This is a genomic window from Nonomuraea sp. IBHARD001, from assembly GCF_056106265.1.
Genome location: NZ_JBWBBW010000002.1, coordinates 6,608,462 through 6,627,841 on the forward strand (window position 1 = coordinate 6,608,462; position 19,380 = coordinate 6,627,841).

Here is a 19,380-nt window from a genome sequence, read left to right on the forward strand (position 1 = left end):
TCGGGCGGCGGCCGGAAGGCGGGAGTGCCCGTCACAGCTTGTACCCGACCCCTGGGACCGTCTCGATCACCTGGGGCTCGCCCAGCTTCTTGCGCAGCGTCATCATCGTGACGCGCACGACGTTGGTGAACGGATCGATGTTCTCGTCCCAGGCCTTGTCCAGCAGGTCCTCCTGGCTGACCACCGCGCCCTCGGCGCGCAGCAGCTCCTCGAGGACCGCGAACTCCTTCTTGGTCAGCCCGATCTCCCTGCCGTCCCGCTCGACCAGGCGCTTGCCCGGGTCGAGCCGGATGCCCGACCGCTCGAGCACGGGCGGCAGCGCCGGGGCCGACCTGCGGCCGAGCGCACGCACCCGCGCGACGAGCTCGATGAAGACGAACGGCTTGGCCAGGTAGTCGTCGGCGCCGAGCCCGAGCCCCTCGACCTTGTCGTCGACGTCGCCCGAGGCGGTCAGCATGATGATCCGCGACGCGCTGCGCTGCTCGACGAGCCTGCGGCAGACCTCGTCGCCGTGCACGACCGGCAGGTCGCGATCGAGGACGATCACGTCGTAGTCGATGTAGGTGGTGCGCTCCAGCGCGCTGCCGCCGTCGTAGGCGACGTCCACCGCCATGGCCTCACGCCTCAAGCCGGTCGCGATCGCGTCGGCGAGCACCCTCTCGTCCTCAACCACTAGCACTCGCACGGCCCCTGGCACCTCTCCTCGTGTCCCGCTGCGGCACCTCATTGTCGCCACACGCCCGATAAGCGCACGGTAAGGCATGTACGGCGGTAGCGAGACCCACCACGCGAGGAGCGGGAGGTTTCAACTCGGGCGGACCGTGGGTACAGGTGGCCCAACACCCACTGCCGTGTGCCGAGGAAGACGCATGCGCCTCTTCAGGCGGGCGGTGGGCGCTCCTTCGCCCCCCTGAGAAAGAAGGTGAGATGGGCGAGTTCACGACCACGATCGAGCACCGCCTCGACCAGGCTTACCGGGGTCTCTCCGAGGCCAGGTCAACAGGCGACGACTACCTCGCCGACGCGCTCGGCGCCGAGATCGAGGATCTGCGGCGGCTCGCGGACGAGCACGGAATCCCCCTTCCTCGCTGAGGTCGAGCAGCCTCAGCATGAAACGCCTGTGGGCGGGACCCCTTCATCGGGTCCCGCCCACAGGCGTCTGTCCGCCTCGTCACGCTCAGCCGTCGCGCTCCGGATCGAGCGGGAGCAGCACCGCGTGCAACTCCTCGAACAACGCGGGCGCCGCACACAGCGTCATGTCCGGGTTGTACGGCCTGCCGCCGAGCCCGCCGATCCTGGCCCCCGCCTCGGTCGCGACCAGCCCGGCCGCGGCGAAGTCCCAGTACTGCGGGCCGCGCTCGAAGTAGGCGTCGACCCGGCCCGATGCCACCGAGCACAGGTCGACCGCGCACGAGCCGCCGCGCCTGATGTCGCGTACCTTCGGCAGCACGCCGGTCAGCACCTCGGCCTGGACCGCCCGGCGCCCGGCCTCGTAGCCGAAGCCGGTCGCCACCAGGGCCCTGGCCAGCGGCACTCCCGTGGTGCAGCTCAGCCTCTCCCCCGCCAGCCACGCGCCGCCGCCCAGCGAGGCGGTGAAGACCTCGCCGCGCGGCACCACGTTCACGACTCCGGCCACGACCTGGCCGGACACCTCGACGGCGATGCTCACCGCCCACTCGGGCAGGCCGTACAGGAAGTTGACCGTGCCGTCGATGGGGTCGACGATCCAGCGGACCTCGGAGGTGCCGGGTGAGTCGCCGCCCTCCTCGCCCAGGATGCGGTCGTGCGGTCTGGCCGCCAGGATGCGGGCGCGGATGAGGTCTTCGGCCGCCCGGTCGAGTGCGGTGACCACGTCGGTGGGGCTGGACTTGGTGGCCAGGACCTCGGGTCTGGCCGGGCGTTTGGCCAGGAGCATGTCACCGGCCTCGACGGCGATCGAGCGCGCCAGGTCGAGGAGCTCGGCGGGTGTGCTCATCCGAGCGACTCCGGGCGCTTCCAGTCCTGGCCGAGCACGTGCTGGGCGAGGAAGGCCAGCACGGTCTCGTACCAGGCGACGGCGTTGCCCGGCTTGAGAATCCAGTGGTTCTCGTCGGGGAAGTAGAGGAACTTCGACTCCACGCCGGTGCGGCGCAGGTCCCACCACAGCCGCAGCGCCTCGCCGATCGGCACCCGGTAGTCCTTGTCGCCGTGGATCACCAGCATCGGTGTGGTGATCTTGTCGAGGGCCAGGTGCGGCGACAGGAGCTGGTAGCGCTCGCCGCCGGGCTCGCCGAACTCGCGCTGCCAGTAGACCGAGAAGTCGGTGGTCCCGGCGAACTGGTCGAGGTTCCACAGCGAGGCATGCGTGACGATCGCCGCGTAGCGGTCGGTGTGCCCGGCCACCCAGTTGGCCATGTAGCCGCCGAACGAGCCGCCCATCGCGGCCACGCGCGTCTCGTCGACGTCGTCGCGGGCCAGGACGGCGTCCACGATCGCGTCGAGGTCGGCCAGGGTGCGCGGGCCCCAGTTGCCCCAGCCCCTGTCGATCATCTCCTGGCCGTAGCCGGTCGACAGGCAGGGGTCGGGCAGCAGGACCGCGTAGCCGTTCGCCGCCATGATCCACGGGTTCCAGCGCCACGACCAGTCGTTCCACGAGGACACGGGCCCGCCGTGTATCCACAGCAGGAACGGCGCCGGGTCGTCGGCCGACGCGCCTTCGGGCAGCACCAGCCAGCCGCGCACGGTCGTGCCGTCGTCGGCGACCGCACTGACCTCGCTCAACGTGCCGGGTACGGCGGGCCGCGGCGCGGGCGAGGCCAGCTCGGCGACCTCGCCGGTGGCCGCGTCGATCCGCACCGGACCTGGCGCCGCGTCGATCGCGCTGCGCAGCGCGAACAGGTGGGCGCCGTCGGGTGCGGCCGAGACGCTCAGGTAGGCGGCGTCGTCACCGGTCAGCCTGACCGCCTCGCCACCCGCGACCGGCACGGTGAAGATCGGGCGGCGGCCCTGGTGGTCGGCGACCAGATACACGGCGGAGGAGTCGGGCGCCCATGCCAGGTCCATGGGGAAGAGGTCGGGCGCGTGGGCCGAGCCCTCCCCCGTGGCCAGGTCGGCCACCCACAGCTCGGACCTGGTGGAGACGTCGAGGCCGGAGATGCGCTCACGCGTGCAGGCCACACGCAGGCCGTCGGGCGAGAGGGCGAGCGGCGCGCCGAACTCGTAGGCGTCGTCGGCGGCGAGCACCGTGCGCCTGGCGCCGGTGGCGACGTCGATCGCGACGACGTCGGTGCGGTTCTGGCCGGCGTCGAGGTAGACCGTCCACAGGGCGACCACGGTGGAGCCGTCCGGGGTGAGCCGGAAGTCGCCGACCGAGCGCCCGGCGTCGGGCGTCAGGTCGCGGATGCCGACGAGCGCGGGCTCGCTCCCCTCCTCGCCTTCGGCCGTGCCGAGCGTGGCGGCGAACAGCCTGGTCGCACCGGGGCCGAGGTCGTGGTCCCAGTAGCGCACCGGGTAGCCCTCGTGCAGGATCGCGCTGATGCCCGCGTCCTTGCGTGCCTTGCGGCGCTCCTCCTCGGTGCTCTCCTCGCCCGGCAGGACGTCGGCGGCGAACACCACGACCTCGCCCTCGGCCCGCACGCCGCCGATGCCGCCCGGCCTGGTGGCGATGCGCCTGGCCTCACCACCGGCACGCGGCAGCAACCACAGCGCGGGGGCCTCCTGCTCACCGTCCTTCACGGTGGGGTCGGGCCTGCGCGAGACGAACAGCACGTCGCCATCCGGGGTGAACTCCACCCCCGCCTCCCCCTTCGCCGACCTGGTCAGCCGATGGGGAGTGCCGTCGAGGGGCACCTGCCACAGGGCGGTGCCGTAGGACTTGCCGTCGGGATCGAGGCTCTGGAGCACCGACACGAGCCTGGACCCGTCGGGCGAGAGGCTGAGGGACTGCACCCTCGGCACGGCTACGTATTCGCGAATGTCGTCAAAAGCGCTCACCCTCTCGAACCTACCCCGATCATCCCGCGCAACGGACCACCCCTGGCCCGCCATAGAGTTTTGGTCATGGGGACATACGACGCGTTGCTCGTCCTGTCGTTCGGCGGACCTGAACGACCCGAGGACGTGCTGCCGTTTCTGGAGAACGTGGTGCGCGGCAGGGGGGTCCCGCGCGAGCGGTTGATGGAGGTCGAGGCGCACTACCAGAGCTTCGGCGGCATCAGTCCGATCAACCGGCAGTGCCGCGACCTGATCGCCGCGCTGCAGCCGGAGATCGACCTGCCGATCTACTGGGGCAACCGCAACTGGGAGCCCTACGTGGAGGCCACGGTCGAGCGGATGAAGGCGGACGGCGTGCGCCGGGCGGCCGTGTTCGCCACTTCGGCCTTCGCCGGGTACTCCAGCTGCAGGCAGTACCGCGAGGACATGCGGCGCTCGCTCGAAGGGCTGGGTGAAGGGCCCGAGCTGGTCAAGATGCGGCACTTCGGGGAGCATCCCGGTTTCGTCGAGGCGATGGCCGACCGGGTCGCCGACGCGCTGGCCAGGGTGCCCGACGGGTTGCGGGCCAGGCTGGTGTTCACCGCGCACAGCATTCCGGTGACGATGGCCGAGACGGCCGGGCCCGGCGGCGGTCTGTACGAGGCGCAGTTGCGGCGCTCGGCCCAGCTCGTCTGCGACGCGCTCGGGCGACGGGAGCCGTGGGACCTGGTGTGGCAGAGCCGCAGCGGGCCGCCGCAGGTGCCGTGGCTCGAACCTGACGTGCTCGACCATCTGCGCGCGATCGCCCCCGACAGCGAGGCGGTGGTGCTGGTGCCGATCGGGTTCGTCTCCGACCACATGGAGGTCGTCTACGACCTCGACACCGAGGCGGCTGCGCTGGCGGCCGAGCTGGGGCTGCCCCTGGTGCGCGCCGCGACGGTGGGCACGCATCCGAGGTTCGTCAGGATGATCGGCGAGCTGCTGGCCGAGCCGGAGCCGGTCGCGTGCGCGCTGACCTGCTGCCCGGCCCCCGCCCGCCGCACCACGACCGGCCTCACCGCACGCTCGCACGCCTCGGCCTGAGCGCCGCAGCTCAGCCGTAGGTCTGGGCGTAGCCTCTGGCTATGCCCAGGACCTTGTTCACGTAGGACCAGGAGTGGTTGTAGTGCCACACGGCCTTCTCCAGGTACTTGCCGCCCTTGCCGCCTCCGGTGGCGCACAGGTAGTTGGCCGCCGAGGGCACGGCGTCGTAGGCGCTCCAGATGTCGGCCTTGCCGTCTCCGTCGCCGTCGACGCCGTAGGACTTCCAGGTCGCGGGCATGAACTGCATGGGGCCGAGCGCGCCCGCGCTGGACGGGCCGTTGTTGCGGCCGTGTGAGCTCTCGACCTGGCCGATCGCCGCCAGCACCGTCCAGGACAGACCGGGACAGCGCCTGGCCGACAGCTGGTACAGCTCCAGATAGGTGCCCGGCCGTCCCACCTGCCCGGCCTGTCCGGCCTGCGGCTGCGTCGCCGTCGTGCCCGTCCCTGCTCTCTTGCGTGCGCTGGTCTGCACGCGCTGTGCGCCGAGCGTGACGACCTGGGCGTCCTTGCCGAGCACCTTGGCGACCTTCGCCGCGCTGGCCTTGGGGCCGTGCACGAGGACCGCGACGCCCTGCGGCAGGCCGAGCGTGCGGCCGACCTGCGCGCTGACGATGGCGTCGACGCCGCTCAGCCCGAGCCCGGCCGCCGCGGCGGCACGCAGCCTGGGACCGCCGTCGACCTGGTATTCGGAACCGAGTACCAGGCCGAACCGCTGCAGCGCCGAGGTGTCGGCGACGAACTCCCCGCGCAGCAGGGCCGCCCAGATCTCCGGCTGGTCGGCCACCGCCTTGGGCGTCCAGGAGCGGAAGTCGGCGGGCTCGACGGCCAGCAGGTTCAACGGCGTGCCCGCGACCTTCACCGATCCCGCGTCCACCACGATCGTCTTCTGCACGCCCGCCAGTTCCGACAGTGCGAACCTGACCTCCTTGGGCACCGCCTGGCCGACCACGGCCATCAGCTTGGGCGGCGTCGGCGTGATGCCGGGCCCGCCCGCCCCGAACGACACCGCCGGCTGCGGCGCCAGTGCGTCGATCTTCTGCTCGCCCTGCCCCGGCTGTGCCTGCCGTACGGGCTGGGTGGGCTGGGCGGCGGGTGCCGGCTGTTCGTATCCGGCGGGGGTGCGGGCCGGTTGGTCGTCGTAGACCACCATGACGAGCCCGCCGCCTGCGATCGTCAGCGTGGCCACGATCGCAAACAGCACGATCACGGAACGGAACGTGGGAAGAGCGGACACTCGCCTCACGTTAGACGATCCATCGGAATATTCACTTGCTGATCCCGGAGTTGATGCGTAAAGGTTGGCGCGTCACGGGACGCGAGGGAACCGGTTGCTAGAGAGCCGGCGGCGTCAACGTGCTGTTAAGGGGAACAAGTGGTCGGGCCGTACCGAGGGCTGTTCAGTGCCCCGGGTGTCAAGGGTTTCGTCATTGCCGGATTCGTCGGGCGGATGCCGATGTCGATGCTGGGCATCGGGATCGTGCTGCTGATCTCGGCGCTGACCCAGTCCTACGCCACGGCGGGCGCCGTCGCCGCGGTCACCAACCTCTCCTTCGCCATCGCGGCGCCGCTGTCAGGGCGGCTGGTCGACAGGTTCGGGCAGGCGCGTGTCATCTTCCCGTTCGCGCTGCTCAACGCGCTGGCGCTGGCCGCGCTCATGCTCGCGGCCGGCCTCGACCTGCCCGAGTGGACCCTGTACGCCTCGGGCCTGCTGGTCGGGGCCACGTCGCTCTCGCTCGGCTCGATGGTCAGGGCCCGCTGGTCCAACCTCTACGGCGGCACGGCCAGGATGCACACCGCGTTCTCCTTCGAGTCGGTGGCCGACGAGGTCATCTTCGTCGCCGGTCCCGCGCTGGTGACCGTCCTGGCCACGGCGGTGAACCCGTTCGCCGGGCTGACCGTGGCGCTGGTGTGCATGGTGCTGGGCTCGTTCGCCTTCGCCGCGCAGCGCAGGACCGAGCCGCCCGTGCGCGAGCGCAGGAGCAGCGGCGGCACGCCGATCACGATTCCCGGCATCGCCCTGCTGTCGGGTGTGTTCCTGGCGCTGGGCGCGGTGTTCGGGTCGGTGGACCTGATCACGGTGGCGTTCGCGGAGGAGCAGGGGGTCAAGGGGGTCGCCGGGTTCCTGCTGGCGGCGTTCGCCGGAGGGTCGATGGTGTCGGGGCTGTGGTTCGGGGCCAGGTCCTGGCGGATCTCGCTGCGGGCCAGGTTCGTGCGGGCGCTCGGCGTGTTCGCGGTGGGGCTGGTGCCGATCGCCTTCGTGGGCAACGTTTCCGTGCTCGCGGTGTTCCTGTTCATCGCCGGGTTCGCCATCTCGCCCACGCTGATCACCGGGTTCGCGCTGACCGAGCGGTTGGTGCCGACGTCGTTGCTGACCGAGGGCATGGCGTGGATCTCGACGTCGGTGGCGTTCGGGGTGGCGCTGGGGGCGTGGGCCGGTGGGCGGCTGACGGAGTCGTTCGGCGCGTCGAACGCCTATGCGTTCTCGCTGGCGTGCGGGCTGCTCGCGGTGATCGTGGGCGTGGGAGGTTCGGGTTTCCTGAGACTTCCCGAGGCTTCCTCACCTGCCAACGGCTGAGTTCGATACCGTCGGGACAACCCCTCCTGTAACAGCCCTCTCACCCGAAAGACTGTTATGTCCCGACACCTCACATCACTTCTGGCCATCGCGTGTCTCGCTGTCACCCTGACACCCGCCGTCGCGTCGGCCGCGCCGAAACCCGCGCCCGTCGACTGCACGAAGGTCAAGTGCATCGCGCTGACCTTCGACGACGGTCCCGGCAAGTACGCGGGCACCCTGCTCGACACCCTGAAGAGATACGACGCCAAGGTGACGTTCTTCCTGGAAGGGCAGTACGTGAAGGCGCGTCCCGCCTTCGCCAAGCGCATGGCCAAGGAGGGGCACGAGCTCGGCAACCACAGCTACAGCCATCCGAACTTCACCAACCTGGAGATCGATGCCATCCGCAGGGAGGTGACCCGGACCCAGGACATCGTGAAGGCGACGACCGGCGTGACGCCCAAGCTCCTGCGCCCGCCGTACGGCCTGGCCGATCTCAGCACCAGCGAGGTGGCGGCCGAGCTCGGGATGCCGATCATCCTGTGGACGGCCGGGTCGAGGGACTGGGCGACGCGCGACGAGAAGGCGATCACCCAGCAGGTGCTGAGCGTGGCCAAGCCGGACGCGATCATCCTCATGCACGACTGGGTGAAACAGACGGTCGACGCGATGCCGACGATCGTCAAGACGCTCAAGGGCAGGGGCTACCATCTGGTACCCGTGTCGTCGATCGTCAAGCGGCTCGACCTGCAGGCCGGAGACTCGTTCCCGGTGCCGGAAGGCTGGACATGAGTTTCGTTCATGTTTAACGTGGCAGAGTGACATTCAGTGGCAAGGCGACCTTCACCAACTGGGCACGCAACCAGTCGGCCGAGCCGTCCGAGGTAAGGACGCCTGCCTCGGCCGACGACGTCTCGCGTGCCGTGCTCGACGCGGCGGCCTCGGGCAGACGGGTCCGCATGGTCGGCACGGGTCACTCCTTCACCGGGGTGGCCCTGACCGACGGCATCATGCTGCGCCCCCACGGCCTGACCGGCGTCGGCCGGGTGCGCGACGGCCGGGTGCGCGTCCTGGCGGGCACGCCCCTGCACGTGCTCAACGACGACCTGCATCAGCAGGGCCACGCGCTGACCAACATGGGCGACATCACCGCCCAGACGCTGGCCGGAGCCATCCAGACCGGAACACACGGCACCGGGCGCGACAGCGGCGGCCTGGCCGACCAGGTCGTCGAACTCGAACTCGTCCTCGCCGACGGCTCCCAGGTCACGGCCGGGCCCGGCGACCCCCTGTTCGACGCCGCCAGGGTCGGCCTCGGCGCACTCGGCGTGCTGACCGCGCTCACCCTGCGCGTCGAGCCGTCGTTCCTGCTGCGCAACCAGCGCAGGCGCATGCCGCTCAGCGTCATCCTCGACTCGCTCGACGACCTGACGTCGGCCAACGAGCACCTCGACTTCTTCTGGATCCCGCACACCGACGCATGCCTGGTCAAGATGAACAACCGGCATCCCGGCCCCGCCGCGCCGCCGAGTGCGTTCAAGCACTGGCTGGACAACGTGTTCCTGGAGAACACCCTGTTCGGCGCGGCCTGCGCGATCGGCGGACGACTGCCACGCCTCGTCCCCGCCATCAACGCGGTCAACGCCAAGGCCCTGGGCGACTCGTCGTCGGTGAACACGTCGTACAGGATCTTCGACTCGGTGCGGGAGGTGCGCTTCCTCGAGATGGAGTACGCCGTGCCGCGCGCCCTGCTCGCCCAGGCGCTGCGCGAGACGCGCGACCTGGTGGAACGGTCCGGCTGGAAGATCACATTCCCGATCGAGGTACGGGTGACGCCGCCCAGTACGGCCTGGCTGTCGACGGCTTCCGGGCGGGACTCGGCGTATGTGGCGTGCCATGTGTATCGGGGGGCGCCCAATCCCGCGTATTTCGCTGGGGTCGAGGAGATCATGACGCGGTTGGACGGGCGGCCGCACTGGGGGAAGCTGCATACGCGAGGGGCTGAGTATTTGGCGGGGGTTTATCCGCGGTTCGGGGATTTCCTGCGGCTGCGGGAGTCGCTGGATCCGGGTCGGGTGTTCGGGAACGCCTACCTGGAGTCGGTGCTCGGGTAGGCGTCGCCGCCGGGGCTTCGGCCCTTCGGGAGGGGCGGCTGCTTCTGCGCTGCGGGCGACGTGACGGCGCCCAGGCGAAGTCGTGCTGGAGGGGCGTCGGGCGACGGGGCCCGGCCACGTGCTCTCGGGGGAGCATGGCCGGGCCTGCCGTAGTGGGCCGTGATCATTCTCCGGAGAGGTCGGCCTCGCCCTGGGGGGTGCCCTCCGGTGGGGCCGGGAGCTGGTTGTCCTGTTCGACGTCCGGGTCGACGGGCACCTCCTGGGTCGGGCGGGTCGTCGGCTCGGACGACGGCTCGACGATCTCGGGGGCCGTGGGGGTGGGCGTCGGGGTGGTAGCCGGGGTTGGGGTGGGCGTGGGGTCGGGGGTGTGTTCGTCCTCGGTCGTGGGGGTGGTCGCGGGAGTGTCGGAAGGGGGCGGGGTGCTGGGGTGGTCGAGCTTGGCCGGGATGGAGCGGCCGGGGACCTGGTCGGCCAGCGGGGCGCCGGTGAAAGCCTGGAACAGCAGGATTCCGGCCGTGCTGATGGCGAAGACGAGCGCGGCGGCCAGGGCCAGGCGCGGCCACGGCAGACTGCGGCGCGGCGGCGCCACGGGGGCCATCACGAGCGTCGCGGGGCCGTCGCCGGACAGCCCCCCTGCGAGGGGAGCGCCGGGCGTACCCAGCCGGGTTGCATCCGCAGAGGGATGTCGTCTCTGGGGTTCACCCGCAGAGACCTCATGCCGGGCTTCATCCGCCGACTGCTCCTGTCGATCTTCGCTCGCAGGGGTGTCGCCGGGCAGGTGGAGGGCGTTCGGCGGAGTGGGGGGGCGGATGGTGGCGTGGGCGGCGGTGGCGAGGTCGCCTTCGCCTTCGATCTTCGTCGGTGGGGCCGGTTGGTCCCGCCAGGCGATCACCGTGTGCTGTTTGAGCTGGTCGCCGGTGCGTCTGAGGTAGTACGTGTAGATCGCGCTTCCCACCGTGCTGGCCACGCTTGCGACCGCGGCGCCGATGAAGGTGCCCGCCACTCCCAGATAGGAGGCCGCTACCGCCGCGGTCACCGCGGCCAATGCGCCTCCTGCGATCTGCGGCACGCTCAGCTCGAACTTTGGCTGCTCGCCGCTCATCCCCGAACTCAGTCCTTCCTCTTGGTAAAGAGCTTCTTCGTAAGTAGACGCGACCGCGTGTCCTGTTGTTCCTGTGACGTGTGTGACAGGCAGATTCAGGTCCGCACAATCCCGAACCCATTGGCCGATCCCTCAGGGGAGGACCGTGTCCCGCCGATCCGGCCTGCCCGGCGTCTACGCCGCAGCCGCGCTCGCGACCGCCGTGACCACCGTCGTGTCGATCGCGATCACCCCCGCTTCGGGCGTCGCCGTACGGCAGGGGCCGGACGAGCCCGTCAGGCCGTACATCGTGATGGCGAAGAGCCGGGCGGACGTCCGTGAGCTGGTCGGCGACATCAGACTACGTGTGCGGCGGTACTACAGCGCCGCACTGCCTGGCTTCGCCACCTGGCTGAGCGCGGGCGAGGCGGCGGAGCTGAGCAGGGACAGGCGGGTGCGTTCGCTCGAACCCGACCGGCAGGTGCACGCGCTGACGACATGGGGGCTCGATCGGCTCGACGAGCGCACGCTGCCGCTGGACGGGGCGTTCAGGACGTCGGGCACGGGCAAGGGCGTGACCGTGTACGTGATCGACAGCGGGGTCGACGTCTCGCACCGGGAGTTCGGCGACAGGGCCTGGCGCGCGTTCGACGCGACGGGCGGCGACGGCTCCGACTGCATCGGCCACGGCACCCACGTGGCGGGCATCGCGGGCGGCGCCACGTACGGCGTGGCGAAGCGGGCGCGCATCGCGTCGGTCCGGGTGCTGGGGTGCGAGGGTTCAGGTTCGATGTCGGACGTGCTGGCCGGGATCGACTGGGTGCGCGGCCACGCGTCGGGGCCCGCCGTGGCGAACCTGTCGATCGGCGGGGTGCGTTCGCGCGCTCTGGACGCGGCGGTGCGCGGGCTGGTGCGTTCGGGGGTGTTCGTGGTGGCGGCGGCGGGCAACAGCGGCGCGGACGCGTGCGCGATGTCCCCGGCCAGGGCCAGATCGGCGTTCACCGTGGCCGCGTCCGCCGCCTCCGACACCAGGGCCGCTTTCTCCAACTTCGGGGCCTGTGTGGAGATGTACGCACCTGGCGTCGAGGTGACATCCGCGTGGCCGCAGGACGGCGTGCGCAAGCTCAGCGGAACGTCCATGGCCGCTCCCCATGCGGCCGGAGTGGCCGCCCTGTATCTGGAGTCCCATCGGGATGCCAGCCCGCAATCTCTCGCGTCTTGGCTGAAGTCCACCGCGACGCGTGGCGTGATTCGTCAGAATCCGTCGAGGACCCCTAACCTCCTGCTGCACGCAGGCGGTCTCTAAACCGGGATGGAATCGACAAATGTGACCGGCGTCACATCGCTTGGGGACTATCCCAGGAAGGCGATGTTCGGACATGCCGGGTACGGTGCTGGCAGGCAACCGGCACACGCGAGAGACTCAAGGGTCCGGGGGAAGAATGAGCACGCTGACGAAGGGACTCGCATGCAGGAGCTCCGACTCGTCGCGGTGAGTGAGGACGGCACCTATCTCGTGCTGGCGACTGCCGGACGGGGTACCCGTTTCACACTCCCCGTGGACGACCGGCTCCGTGCTGCCGTCCGCGGCAACTTCTCCCGTCTCGGCCAGTACGAGATCGAAGTGGAGAGTCCGTTGCGTCCGAAGGAGATCCAGGCCCGGATCCGGGCCGGAGAGACCGCGGAGCAGATCGCCGCGACCGCCGGAATCCCGGTCGAGCGAGTCCGCTGGTTCGAGGGTCCCGTGCTCCAGGAACGTGAGTACGTCGCCCAGCAGGCGCAGCGCGTCGCCGTCAGGCTGCCCGGGGCCACGGCTCCCGGTCCCACGCTCGGCGAACTCGTCGCCGAGCGCCTGACCAGGCGGGGGGTGCCCGCCGACGAGATCGACTGGGACTCCGCCAAGCGCGACGACGGCTTGTGGCGGGTCAAGCTCGGCTACGTGTGGAACGGTCACACGAGGCATGCCGAATGGCTGTTCGACCCGCGCCGCCGTCATGTCACACCGCACGACGAGGAGTCGATGCGCCTGTCCGGCGACGACTACGCCGAGCCCGCGCCGTCCGCGGTCGAGGACTCGACGGTCACCCCGTTCGTGCCACGCGTGGCCAAGCTGCAGCCGGTCCCGCCGCTCGCCGCCGAGCCGCTCATGCAGCCGCCGGTGCCGTTCCCTTCCGTCGTACGGCACGAGCAGCCGCATCGTGCCCCGGCACACGAGGAGCACGGCGGGTACGGGAGCGGCGAGCAGCACGGCGGTTACGGGGCGAGCGAGCAGCACGGCTACCCCGCCTCGCGCGACCACGCGCAGACCGGGTATTCGTCGCGCACCGATCAGAGGTACTCGCCGTCCGGGAGACCGGTCGAGCCCGAGTACCCGGCGAGGTCGGTGGAGCAGGGGTACGCGGCCGGGCAGCAGGGGTATGGCGATCGCGCCGGCGACGGCGGGCGCGTGAGCGACGGCGGTCGGGCTTTCGATGGCGGGCGGACTGCTGACGGCGGTCGGCCGTTCGATGACGGTCGGCCCTCTGACGGTGGCCGGACATTCGCTGACGGCGGCCGGGGTTCCGAGAGGGACCGGGTTGCCGACGGAGTCCGGGGTTCCGATGGTGATGGGCGTCAGGCGAGGGGCGATCACGGCTTCCGGTCCGCCGAGCCCGGTTACCCTGCCGAGTCTGGGTACTCCTCCTCTGAGCGTGGTTACGCTTCCGGACCCGGTTACTCCGGCGACGCGGGTTACGCCTCGGATGTCTCGCGCGACTCCCAGGCCAACCACCCGTCGTCGCGCCCTGCTCCCGTCGAGCCGCAGTCCCGCGTGGACGAGCGCGCACAGCAGGCCTACCAGGCACCTGTCGCACCGCCCTCGCAGGCCACCCAGCCGACGCCCCCTGCACAGCCCACGCCATCCGCGTCCGCTGTGCGGCCTGCCGTGCGCGAGACGGCCGCGCAGGAGACCGTGGACCGGCGGGCGGAGCACATCGCCGCTCCGCAGCCGCCCGAGTCCGTAGCGCCTCCCGCCACGCCGGTCGCCGACGAGGCCCGTACTCCCGAGCAGGCGCCCGTCGCCTCCCGCGAGCACACCCCCTCCGAGACGACCACCACACCGCCGATCACCACCGACCAGGCGACCCCGGAGCCCCCCTCCGCCACCGCCACACCCGCCCAGCCCGCCGCCACCGACCACCCGGCACCCGGCCCGGTACCCACCGAGCCCTCGGTCGTCGACCCGGTCGCCAGCGCAGGCCCGGCCGTCACCACCCCGGTGGCAGCAGAGCCGTTCGGCCCGAAGCCGGAGCTCGCGGACTCTGAGCGCGCGGACTCTGCGCGAGCCGAATCTGAGCGGGCCGAATCCGGGCAGGCCTCCGGGCAAGCTGAGTCGGTGCAGGAAGCGTCGGCGCAGGCGGGGACGGAGCGGGCAGTGTCGCGCGCCGCCGACCAGGCAACCGCCGAGGCGACCACGCCTTCGGCCGCCACCACCACCGAGCCAGCCACCGCCGCCGAAGCGCCCATCGTCGAACCGGCCGCCGCCGAACCGACTCCCACCGCCCCGACCGCCCCTCAGCCGGTCGGCGTCGGCGAGGCGACCAGCGTCGAGGCCGGCGTCGGCGAGCGGGAAGAAGCCTCCCAGGCGGAGGCCCCGAAGGCAGCCGAGGCCACGACTCCCGAGCCGACCACGCCCGAGCCGACCCCGGAAGCCACGGCCCTCACGCCACCGGCTCCCGAGACGGCATCGGCCGACAAGCCCGCGACCGAGGCCCCCCAGGAGCAGGTCCAGGAAGCGGCAACTCCCGAGACACCCGCAGCCGAGGCCGCGGCCCCCAGGCCCAAGCCCAAGCCGCAGCCCCCCGCCGTACCCGAGCCGTCCGTACCCCCGGCGCGGGTCAGCACCGAAGCCCCACCTCAGGCCGTCCCCGGGCCTACCGACAAGACCGAGCAGGCCGACAAGACCGAAACGGCCGACGAGAAGGCGAAGGAGTCCGAGCCGGTGGATCAGGGGACCAAGGAAGAGCAGGTCGCCGAGGCGCCCGCGCCGACTCCCGTACCAGTGCCGTCACCGCCTCCCGCCCCTGCGGCCCGCCAGCCGAAGAAGGGCGCGAGAGGTCGCAGGGCCTCGGTGCCGACCTGGGACGAGATCATGTTCGGCGCCCGCCGCCCGGACTGACCGCCTCACACACCGAACGCCGAAGGGCGGACCCCACATCTCAGGGGTCCGCCCTTCGGCGTTCACCATGCATACACGAGACAGGCACACCACCCACAGGCCGCTCAGCATGCAACCACCCGCAACCACCCGCAACCGCGTCACCGTGTCACGAACGGCTCGATCCACTCAGGCGTCACATCGGCGGGAAATGCCACACTCTGCCCAACCGACACATCAACCGCCTCATATCCCCCGTTTCCCGCCCCGACCCCGGCCACCACCGTCAGCACCCCGGCCCGCCGCTGGAACCACGTCTGCCGAACCGTCCACCCAACCACCGCACGACGCTCCACAATGGCCTGCGAGCGCCGCAACGACCCAGACCGGACAGACAGTCGCACCCCGTCATACCCGTGCCCCAGGGACCGATACCGGTCCAGCCCGAGGGGTATGCCGAGCCCGGCCAGAACCACCAGAACGGCGGCGAGGATCCACCACAGGACGAAACCGGTCAAAGCCCCGGCCACGACAGCGGCGACGGCGAGCACGGCCCACGGCGCGATCGCCCTGAACAGCCGGCGCCTCCGCGCGACGGGCGGATGCGTGCGCAACTCCCCCGCGAACGGCCCGACGGCCTCGTGGGCGACCCGCTCGGCGACAGGCCTCGGCACCACGGGCAGCAGCTGGCCTCTGGTCTGGGAGTCGCCGAGGCCGGTGACGATGGCCCAGATCCTGGCCATGCCGGTCCAGCGTTCGGCCAGGGAGTCGACGATCTCGTAGCCGCGTACCCGGCGTGCTTCGAGCGAGACACTGCGCCGGGTGAGCAGGCCGCGCTCGGCGACGAGATAGCCCTCCCTGTCACGCAGCGTGAAATCCCAGTTGAACAGCGCGTACATCAGCCCGCCCACGAACGGCATCGCCAGCACGAGCAGCACGAACGCCGCCACCAGGAAGTACGGCCGCTCCCACAGCCACTGCCCGGCGTCGATCGCCGTGCGCTGCCCGATCCCGAGCTCGTTGCCCCACTGGAACGACAGCCCGATCGCACCACCGGCCAGCGCGAACGGCGTGAGCAGGTACGCCCCGGACAGCGGCCCGTACGCCAGCCAACGGCGAGGCACCTTGAACACCACCCGGTCGTCCACAGGAGGCGGCTCGGCCTGGACGTCGTCGGCGGCGGCGTCCGGCCCGACCTGCGGCGAAGGGGCCGCGGCCCTGGCCTCGCGCACGCGGCGCAGCAGGACGGCCTTGAGGCGTTCGCCCTCCTCGATCGTGACGCCGTCGAGCTCGCCCTCCTGCTCGCCGCCGCCGCTCGCCCCGGTGTCTATCTTGAGTACGGACAGGCCCAGCAGCCGGTGCATGGGAGGCGTGGAGACGTCGACTCCGCGCACGCGCTCCAGCGGGATCGTCCGGACCGACCGGCTCACCAGCGACCTGTGCAGCTCCAGCCGGTCGCCCACGATCTGGTACGTGAACGTCGCCCAGCGCACCACCGCGAACACCACCGTGCCCACCACGCCGAACGCCGCCCACCCGAACGAACTGGGCGAGAACCCACCCACGAACAGCACACCGATCAGCGGCACCATCAGCGAGGGCAGCATCCGCACCGGATCGATGATCAGCACCTTGGGACTGAGCCGCGTACGCCTCACGACCGCGGGCTCCGAAGGCTCCGAAGGTTCGGAAGGTTCGGAAGGTTCGGAAGGTTCGGAAGGTTCGGAAGGTTCTGAAGAAGGCTCCAGGGGCTCCGGGTGCTCGGCGGTCATGTGGCGTCGTCCCTGAGCTGCTCGGCGCGGCGGGCCAGCTGTTCGGCGAGCGCGGCGGCGACGTGCAGGTCGAGGCCCTTGATGGTGGAGGAGCCCGCGTGCGAGGCGGTGCGGATCTCCAGGGTCGCCAGCCCCAGCATGCGCTCGAACCAGCCCTGCGCCTTGTCCACCGTCTGGATCCGGCTGACCGGAACGAACACCCACTCCCTGCTCAACCACCCCGACCTGGCGAAGACCACATCGGCGGTGTATTCCCACCTGTGTACGGCATAGCGCACGAACGGCTCGGCCAGCACGCTCGGCGCCAGCAGGAGCGCCATGACGACCGGCGGCAGCCACAGCCGCGTCGACCACCACTCGGGCACCCAGCCCCAGCCGCTGCCGCCGATCCAGCGCGAGGCCAGGAACGTGCCGCCGACCAGCAGGACGAAGCCGATCAGCGACTCGATCAGCCACAACGTGACCGCCTTGCGGGACACACGGTGCTCGGGGTCGCGCAGCACTCCCGGCGCTGCGGGCGGCGGTGGTTCTGCGTTCGCTGGTGTGCTCACAGGGCCAGCCTAGGAGATCGCGGCCCCCTGCCAGGCAAGGCCCTTGCCCGCCGTACCAGCGAGAGCTTCGGGTCGTACCAACGAAAGCTTCGGGGCGTGTCAGCGATCTGTCAGCGGGTGTGGCCGAGGTCTCAGAGAACTGTCAGTGCCGCAGTCCAAGATGGGGGGCACATGAACGAGAGGACAGGGCATGCGATACGCGATTCAGGCAGAGGGCCTGGTCAAACGCTATGGCGAGACGCGGGCGCTCGACGGGGTCGACCTCGTGGTGCCGCAGGGGCGGCTGCTCGGCGTGCTGGGGCCCAACGGGGCGGGCAAGACGACCGCCGTGCGCATCCTTGCCACGCTGCTGAGGCCCGACGAGGGCAGGGCTGCCGTGCACGGCTATGACGTGCAGAAGCAGGCGCACCAGGTCAGGTCGCTGATCGGCCTGACCGGGCAGTATGCCGCCGTCGACGAGATGCTGACCGGCGTCGAGAACCTTGTGATGATCGGCAGGCTGCTGGCCCTTTCCCGGTCGCAGGCGCGCCAGCGGGCCGACGAGTTGCTGAAGAGGTTCGACCTGGCCGACGCCGGAGGGCGGGCCACCAAGACGTACTCAGGCGGCATGCGGCGCAGGCTCGACCTGGCCGCGAGCCTGGTGGGCAGGCCGCAGGTGCTCTTCCTCGACGAGCCGACCACCGGCCTCGACCCGCGCAGCCGCACCGAGCTGTGGGACGTCGTGCGCGGGCTGATGGCCGACGGCGTCACCGTGCTGCTGACCACGCAGTATCTGGAGGAGGCCGACCAGCTCGCCGACGACATCGTGGTGTTCGACCACGGCAAGGTGATCGCCTCGGGCACCTCCGACGAGCTGAAGTCCACGACGGGCGCGCAGGTCCTGGAGGTCAGGCCGCTGCAGCCCGGCCATCTCGACCTGGTGGTGCAGGTCGTCGGCGACATCGTCGGCTCCGTGCCCGAGGTGACGTCGGGCCGGGCGGTCGCCGCCGTGCACGACCCCGCCGTCGTCTCGGCGATCGTCAGGCGGCTCGACGACCTCGGTGTGGTCGCCTCCGAGCTGTCGCTGCGCAAGTCCAGCCTCGACGAGGTGTTCCTGGCCCTGACCGGGCACCGCGCCGAGGACGAGCCCAATGTGGAGAAGGAAGAGGCCTTCGCATGACGACGATGACCCTCGACGCGCCGAAGGTCACCGCCAGGCGGGTGGGGCCCGGCGCGACCCTGCGGCAGACGATGACGCTGGCCTGGCGCAGTCTGGTGCAGATCAAGCACAATCCGTGGGAGCTGCTCGATCTGAGCATCCAGCCCATCATGTTCCTGCTGCTGTTCACCTATGTGTTCGGTGGTGCGATCTCCGGCTCGACCGGGGAGTATCTCCAGTTCTCGCTGCCTGGCCTGGTCGTGCAGAACGCCCTGTTCTACACGCTCACCACGGCGATCGGCCTCAACACCGACATCACCAAGGGTGTGTTCGACCGGCTGCGCAGCCTGCCGATCGCCCGCACGGCGCCGCTGTCCGGGCGGATCCTGGCCGACACGTTCAAGCAGATCTGGGCCTTCGGCCTGCTGCTGGGCTTCGGCGCCATCCTCGGCTTCCGGGTGCAGAACGGCGTGGCCGGCATTCTCGGGGCCGCCGCACTGCTGGTGGTGGTGTCGCTGGCGATGTCGTGGATGTCGGTGCTGATCGGGCTCAAGGCGTCCAGCCCGGAGAAGGTGCAGATGATCGCCTTCTCGGTGATGATGCCGCTGACGTTCACGAGCAACGCGTTCGTGCCGACGGCGACGATGCCCGAGTGGCTGCAGCGCTGGGTCGAGGTCAACCCGGTCACCCATCTGGCCGACGCCATCCGGGGTCTGCTCATCGGCGGTGAGATCGCCACTCCGGCGCTGATCTCCCTGCTCTGGGCCGCCGGTTTCGCCCTGGTCTTCGCGCCGCTGGCCATCCGCGTGTTCAGGAGCCGCGCCTGAGCGGCCCCACGCCATCACCCCGCAGGCGGCGCTCACCAGGGGCACGAGGCCGCACCACCTCGGGGAGCCAGGGGGCTCCACCATCCTCCCCGAGCAGACCTCATGGAGCACCGCCTCAGCAGGCTCCCGGCGTTTCGCCGGGAGCCTGCCTTTTTGTCAAAAGCCTGCCTT

At 70.8% G+C, this 19,380-nt stretch carries 16 protein-coding genes; 9 read left to right on the forward strand and 7 right to left on the reverse strand.

The window, feature by feature from the left end; genetic code table 11:
* Positions 1-31: 31 nt before the first annotated feature.
* Positions 32-685, reverse strand: a complete 654-nt coding sequence (locus ACTWNK_RS32050; protein WP_474308648.1) for a response regulator transcription factor — start codon at positions 683-685, stop codon at positions 32-34.
* A gap of 242 nt (positions 686-927) precedes the next feature.
* Here ACTWNK_RS32050 and ACTWNK_RS32055 point away from each other — a divergent pair, with 242 nt between their 5' ends.
* Positions 928-1,092 carry a hypothetical protein gene (locus ACTWNK_RS32055; protein WP_474308649.1) on the forward strand — a complete coding sequence of 55 codons (165 nt, stop codon included), beginning with the start codon at positions 928-930 and terminating at the stop codon, positions 1,090-1,092.
* 85 nt (positions 1,093-1,177) lie between these two features.
* Here ACTWNK_RS32055 and ACTWNK_RS32060 read toward each other — a convergent pair whose 3' ends face one another.
* Together ACTWNK_RS32060 and ACTWNK_RS32065 are read right to left on the reverse strand one after the other, a co-directional pair.
* The gene (locus ACTWNK_RS32060; protein WP_474308650.1) at positions 1,178-1,975 is read right to left on the reverse strand and encodes an inositol monophosphatase family protein; all 798 of its coding nucleotides are present in this window, start codon (positions 1,973-1,975) and stop codon (positions 1,178-1,180) included.
* Positions 1,972-4,026 carry a S9 family peptidase gene (locus ACTWNK_RS32065; RefSeq protein WP_474308651.1) on the reverse strand — a complete coding sequence of 685 codons (2,055 nt, stop codon included), beginning with the start codon at positions 4,024-4,026 and terminating at the stop codon, positions 1,972-1,974. Before ACTWNK_RS32065 ends, ACTWNK_RS32060 begins: the two co-directional genes overlap by 4 nt.
* Before the next feature lie 12 nt (positions 4,027-4,038).
* Here ACTWNK_RS32065 and ACTWNK_RS32070 point away from each other — a divergent pair, with 12 nt between their 5' ends.
* On the forward strand, positions 4,039-5,034 hold the full coding sequence (locus tag ACTWNK_RS32070) for a ferrochelatase (protein WP_474308652.1): 996 nt from the start codon (positions 4,039-4,041) through the stop codon (positions 5,032-5,034).
* 10 nt (positions 5,035-5,044) lie between these two features.
* On the opposite strand, the gene ACTWNK_RS32075 is transcribed toward ACTWNK_RS32070, so the two are convergent.
* The gene (locus ACTWNK_RS32075; protein ID WP_474308653.1) at positions 5,045-6,241 is read right to left on the reverse strand and encodes a lytic transglycosylase domain-containing protein; all 1,197 of its coding nucleotides are present in this window, start codon (positions 6,239-6,241) and stop codon (positions 5,045-5,047) included.
* A gap of 165 nt (positions 6,242-6,406) precedes the next feature.
* Here ACTWNK_RS32075 and ACTWNK_RS32080 point away from each other — a divergent pair, with 165 nt between their 5' ends.
* The 3 genes from ACTWNK_RS32080 to ACTWNK_RS32090 are packed head-to-tail and all read left to right on the forward strand — an operon-like array spanning position 6,407 to position 9,705.
* Positions 6,407-7,609 carry an MFS transporter gene (locus ACTWNK_RS32080; protein WP_474308654.1) on the forward strand — a complete coding sequence of 401 codons (1,203 nt, stop codon included), beginning with the start codon at positions 6,407-6,409 and terminating at the stop codon, positions 7,607-7,609.
* Between the two features lie 57 nt (positions 7,610-7,666).
* Positions 7,667-8,383 (forward strand): polysaccharide deacetylase family protein, encoded by a 717-nt coding sequence (locus tag ACTWNK_RS32085; protein WP_474308655.1) that lies wholly within the window; start codon positions 7,667-7,669, stop codon positions 8,381-8,383.
* A gap of 26 nt (positions 8,384-8,409) precedes the next feature.
* Positions 8,410-9,705: a D-arabinono-1,4-lactone oxidase gene (locus ACTWNK_RS32090; protein WP_474308656.1), complete on the forward strand. Its 1,296-nt coding sequence runs from the start codon at positions 8,410-8,412 to the stop codon at positions 9,703-9,705.
* Positions 9,706-9,868: 163 nt separating this feature from the next.
* On the opposite strand, the gene ACTWNK_RS32095 is transcribed toward ACTWNK_RS32090, so the two are convergent.
* Entirely contained in the window at positions 9,869-10,807 is a 939-nt protein-coding gene (locus ACTWNK_RS32095) for a hypothetical protein (RefSeq protein WP_474308657.1), read from the reverse strand.
* A 145-nt stretch (positions 10,808-10,952) separates the two neighbouring features.
* Between ACTWNK_RS32095 and ACTWNK_RS32100 the strand changes: the two genes are divergently transcribed.
* On the forward strand, positions 10,953-12,092 hold the full coding sequence (locus tag ACTWNK_RS32100; protein WP_474308658.1) for a S8 family peptidase: 1,140 nt from the start codon (positions 10,953-10,955) through the stop codon (positions 12,090-12,092).
* 162 nt (positions 12,093-12,254) lie between these two features.
* Positions 12,255-14,942, forward strand: coding sequence for a septation protein SepH (sepH, locus tag ACTWNK_RS32105; protein ID WP_474308659.1), 2,688 nt, complete (start codon positions 12,255-12,257; stop codon positions 14,940-14,942).
* A gap of 140 nt (positions 14,943-15,082) precedes the next feature.
* Here the strand turns inward: sepH and ACTWNK_RS32110 are convergent, their stop codons facing one another.
* Positions 15,083-16,579: a PH domain-containing protein gene (locus tag ACTWNK_RS32110; RefSeq protein WP_474308660.1), complete on the reverse strand. Its 1,497-nt coding sequence runs from the start codon at positions 16,577-16,579 to the stop codon at positions 15,083-15,085.
* A 110-nt stretch (positions 16,580-16,689) separates the two neighbouring features.
* Positions 16,690-17,244, reverse strand: coding sequence for a PH domain-containing protein (locus ACTWNK_RS32115; protein ID WP_474308661.1), 555 nt, complete (start codon positions 17,242-17,244; stop codon positions 16,690-16,692).
* Positions 17,245-17,434: 190 nt separating this feature from the next.
* Between ACTWNK_RS32115 and ACTWNK_RS32120 the strand changes: the two genes are divergently transcribed.
* Positions 17,435-18,403: an ATP-binding cassette domain-containing protein gene (locus ACTWNK_RS32120; RefSeq protein ID WP_474308662.1), complete on the forward strand. Its 969-nt coding sequence runs from the start codon at positions 17,435-17,437 to the stop codon at positions 18,401-18,403.
* The gene (locus ACTWNK_RS32125) at positions 18,400-19,209 is read left to right on the forward strand and encodes an ABC transporter permease (protein WP_474308663.1); all 810 of its coding nucleotides are present in this window, start codon (positions 18,400-18,402) and stop codon (positions 19,207-19,209) included. Before ACTWNK_RS32120 ends, ACTWNK_RS32125 begins: the two co-directional genes overlap by 4 nt.
* The last annotated feature ends 171 nt before the right edge of the window (positions 19,210-19,380 follow it).

Coding starts and splice junctions, on each gene's coding strand:
- ACTWNK_RS32055 (WP_474308649.1), top strand. CDS start 928: ATGGGCGAGTTCACGACCACGATCGAGCACCGCCTCGACCAGGCTTAC.
- ACTWNK_RS32060 (WP_474308650.1), bottom strand. CDS start 1,975: ATGAGCACACCCGCCGAGCTCCTCGACCTGGCGCGCTCGATCGCCGTC.
- ACTWNK_RS32065 (WP_474308651.1), bottom strand. CDS start 4,026: ATGGCGGGCCAGGGGTGGTCCGTTGCGCGGGATGATCGGGGTAGGTTC.
- ACTWNK_RS32070 (WP_474308652.1), top strand. CDS start 4,039: ATGGGGACATACGACGCGTTGCTCGTCCTGTCGTTCGGCGGACCTGAA.
- ACTWNK_RS32085 (WP_474308655.1), top strand. CDS start 7,667: ATGTCCCGACACCTCACATCACTTCTGGCCATCGCGTGTCTCGCTGTC.
- ACTWNK_RS32095 (WP_474308657.1), bottom strand. CDS start 10,807: ATGAGCGGCGAGCAGCCAAAGTTCGAGCTGAGCGTGCCGCAGATCGCA.
- sepH (WP_474308659.1), top strand. CDS start 12,255: ATGCAGGAGCTCCGACTCGTCGCGGTGAGTGAGGACGGCACCTATCTC.
- ACTWNK_RS32120 (WP_474308662.1), top strand. CDS start 17,435: ATGCGATACGCGATTCAGGCAGAGGGCCTGGTCAAACGCTATGGCGAG.
- ACTWNK_RS32125 (WP_474308663.1), top strand. CDS start 18,400: ATGACGACGATGACCCTCGACGCGCCGAAGGTCACCGCCAGGCGGGTG.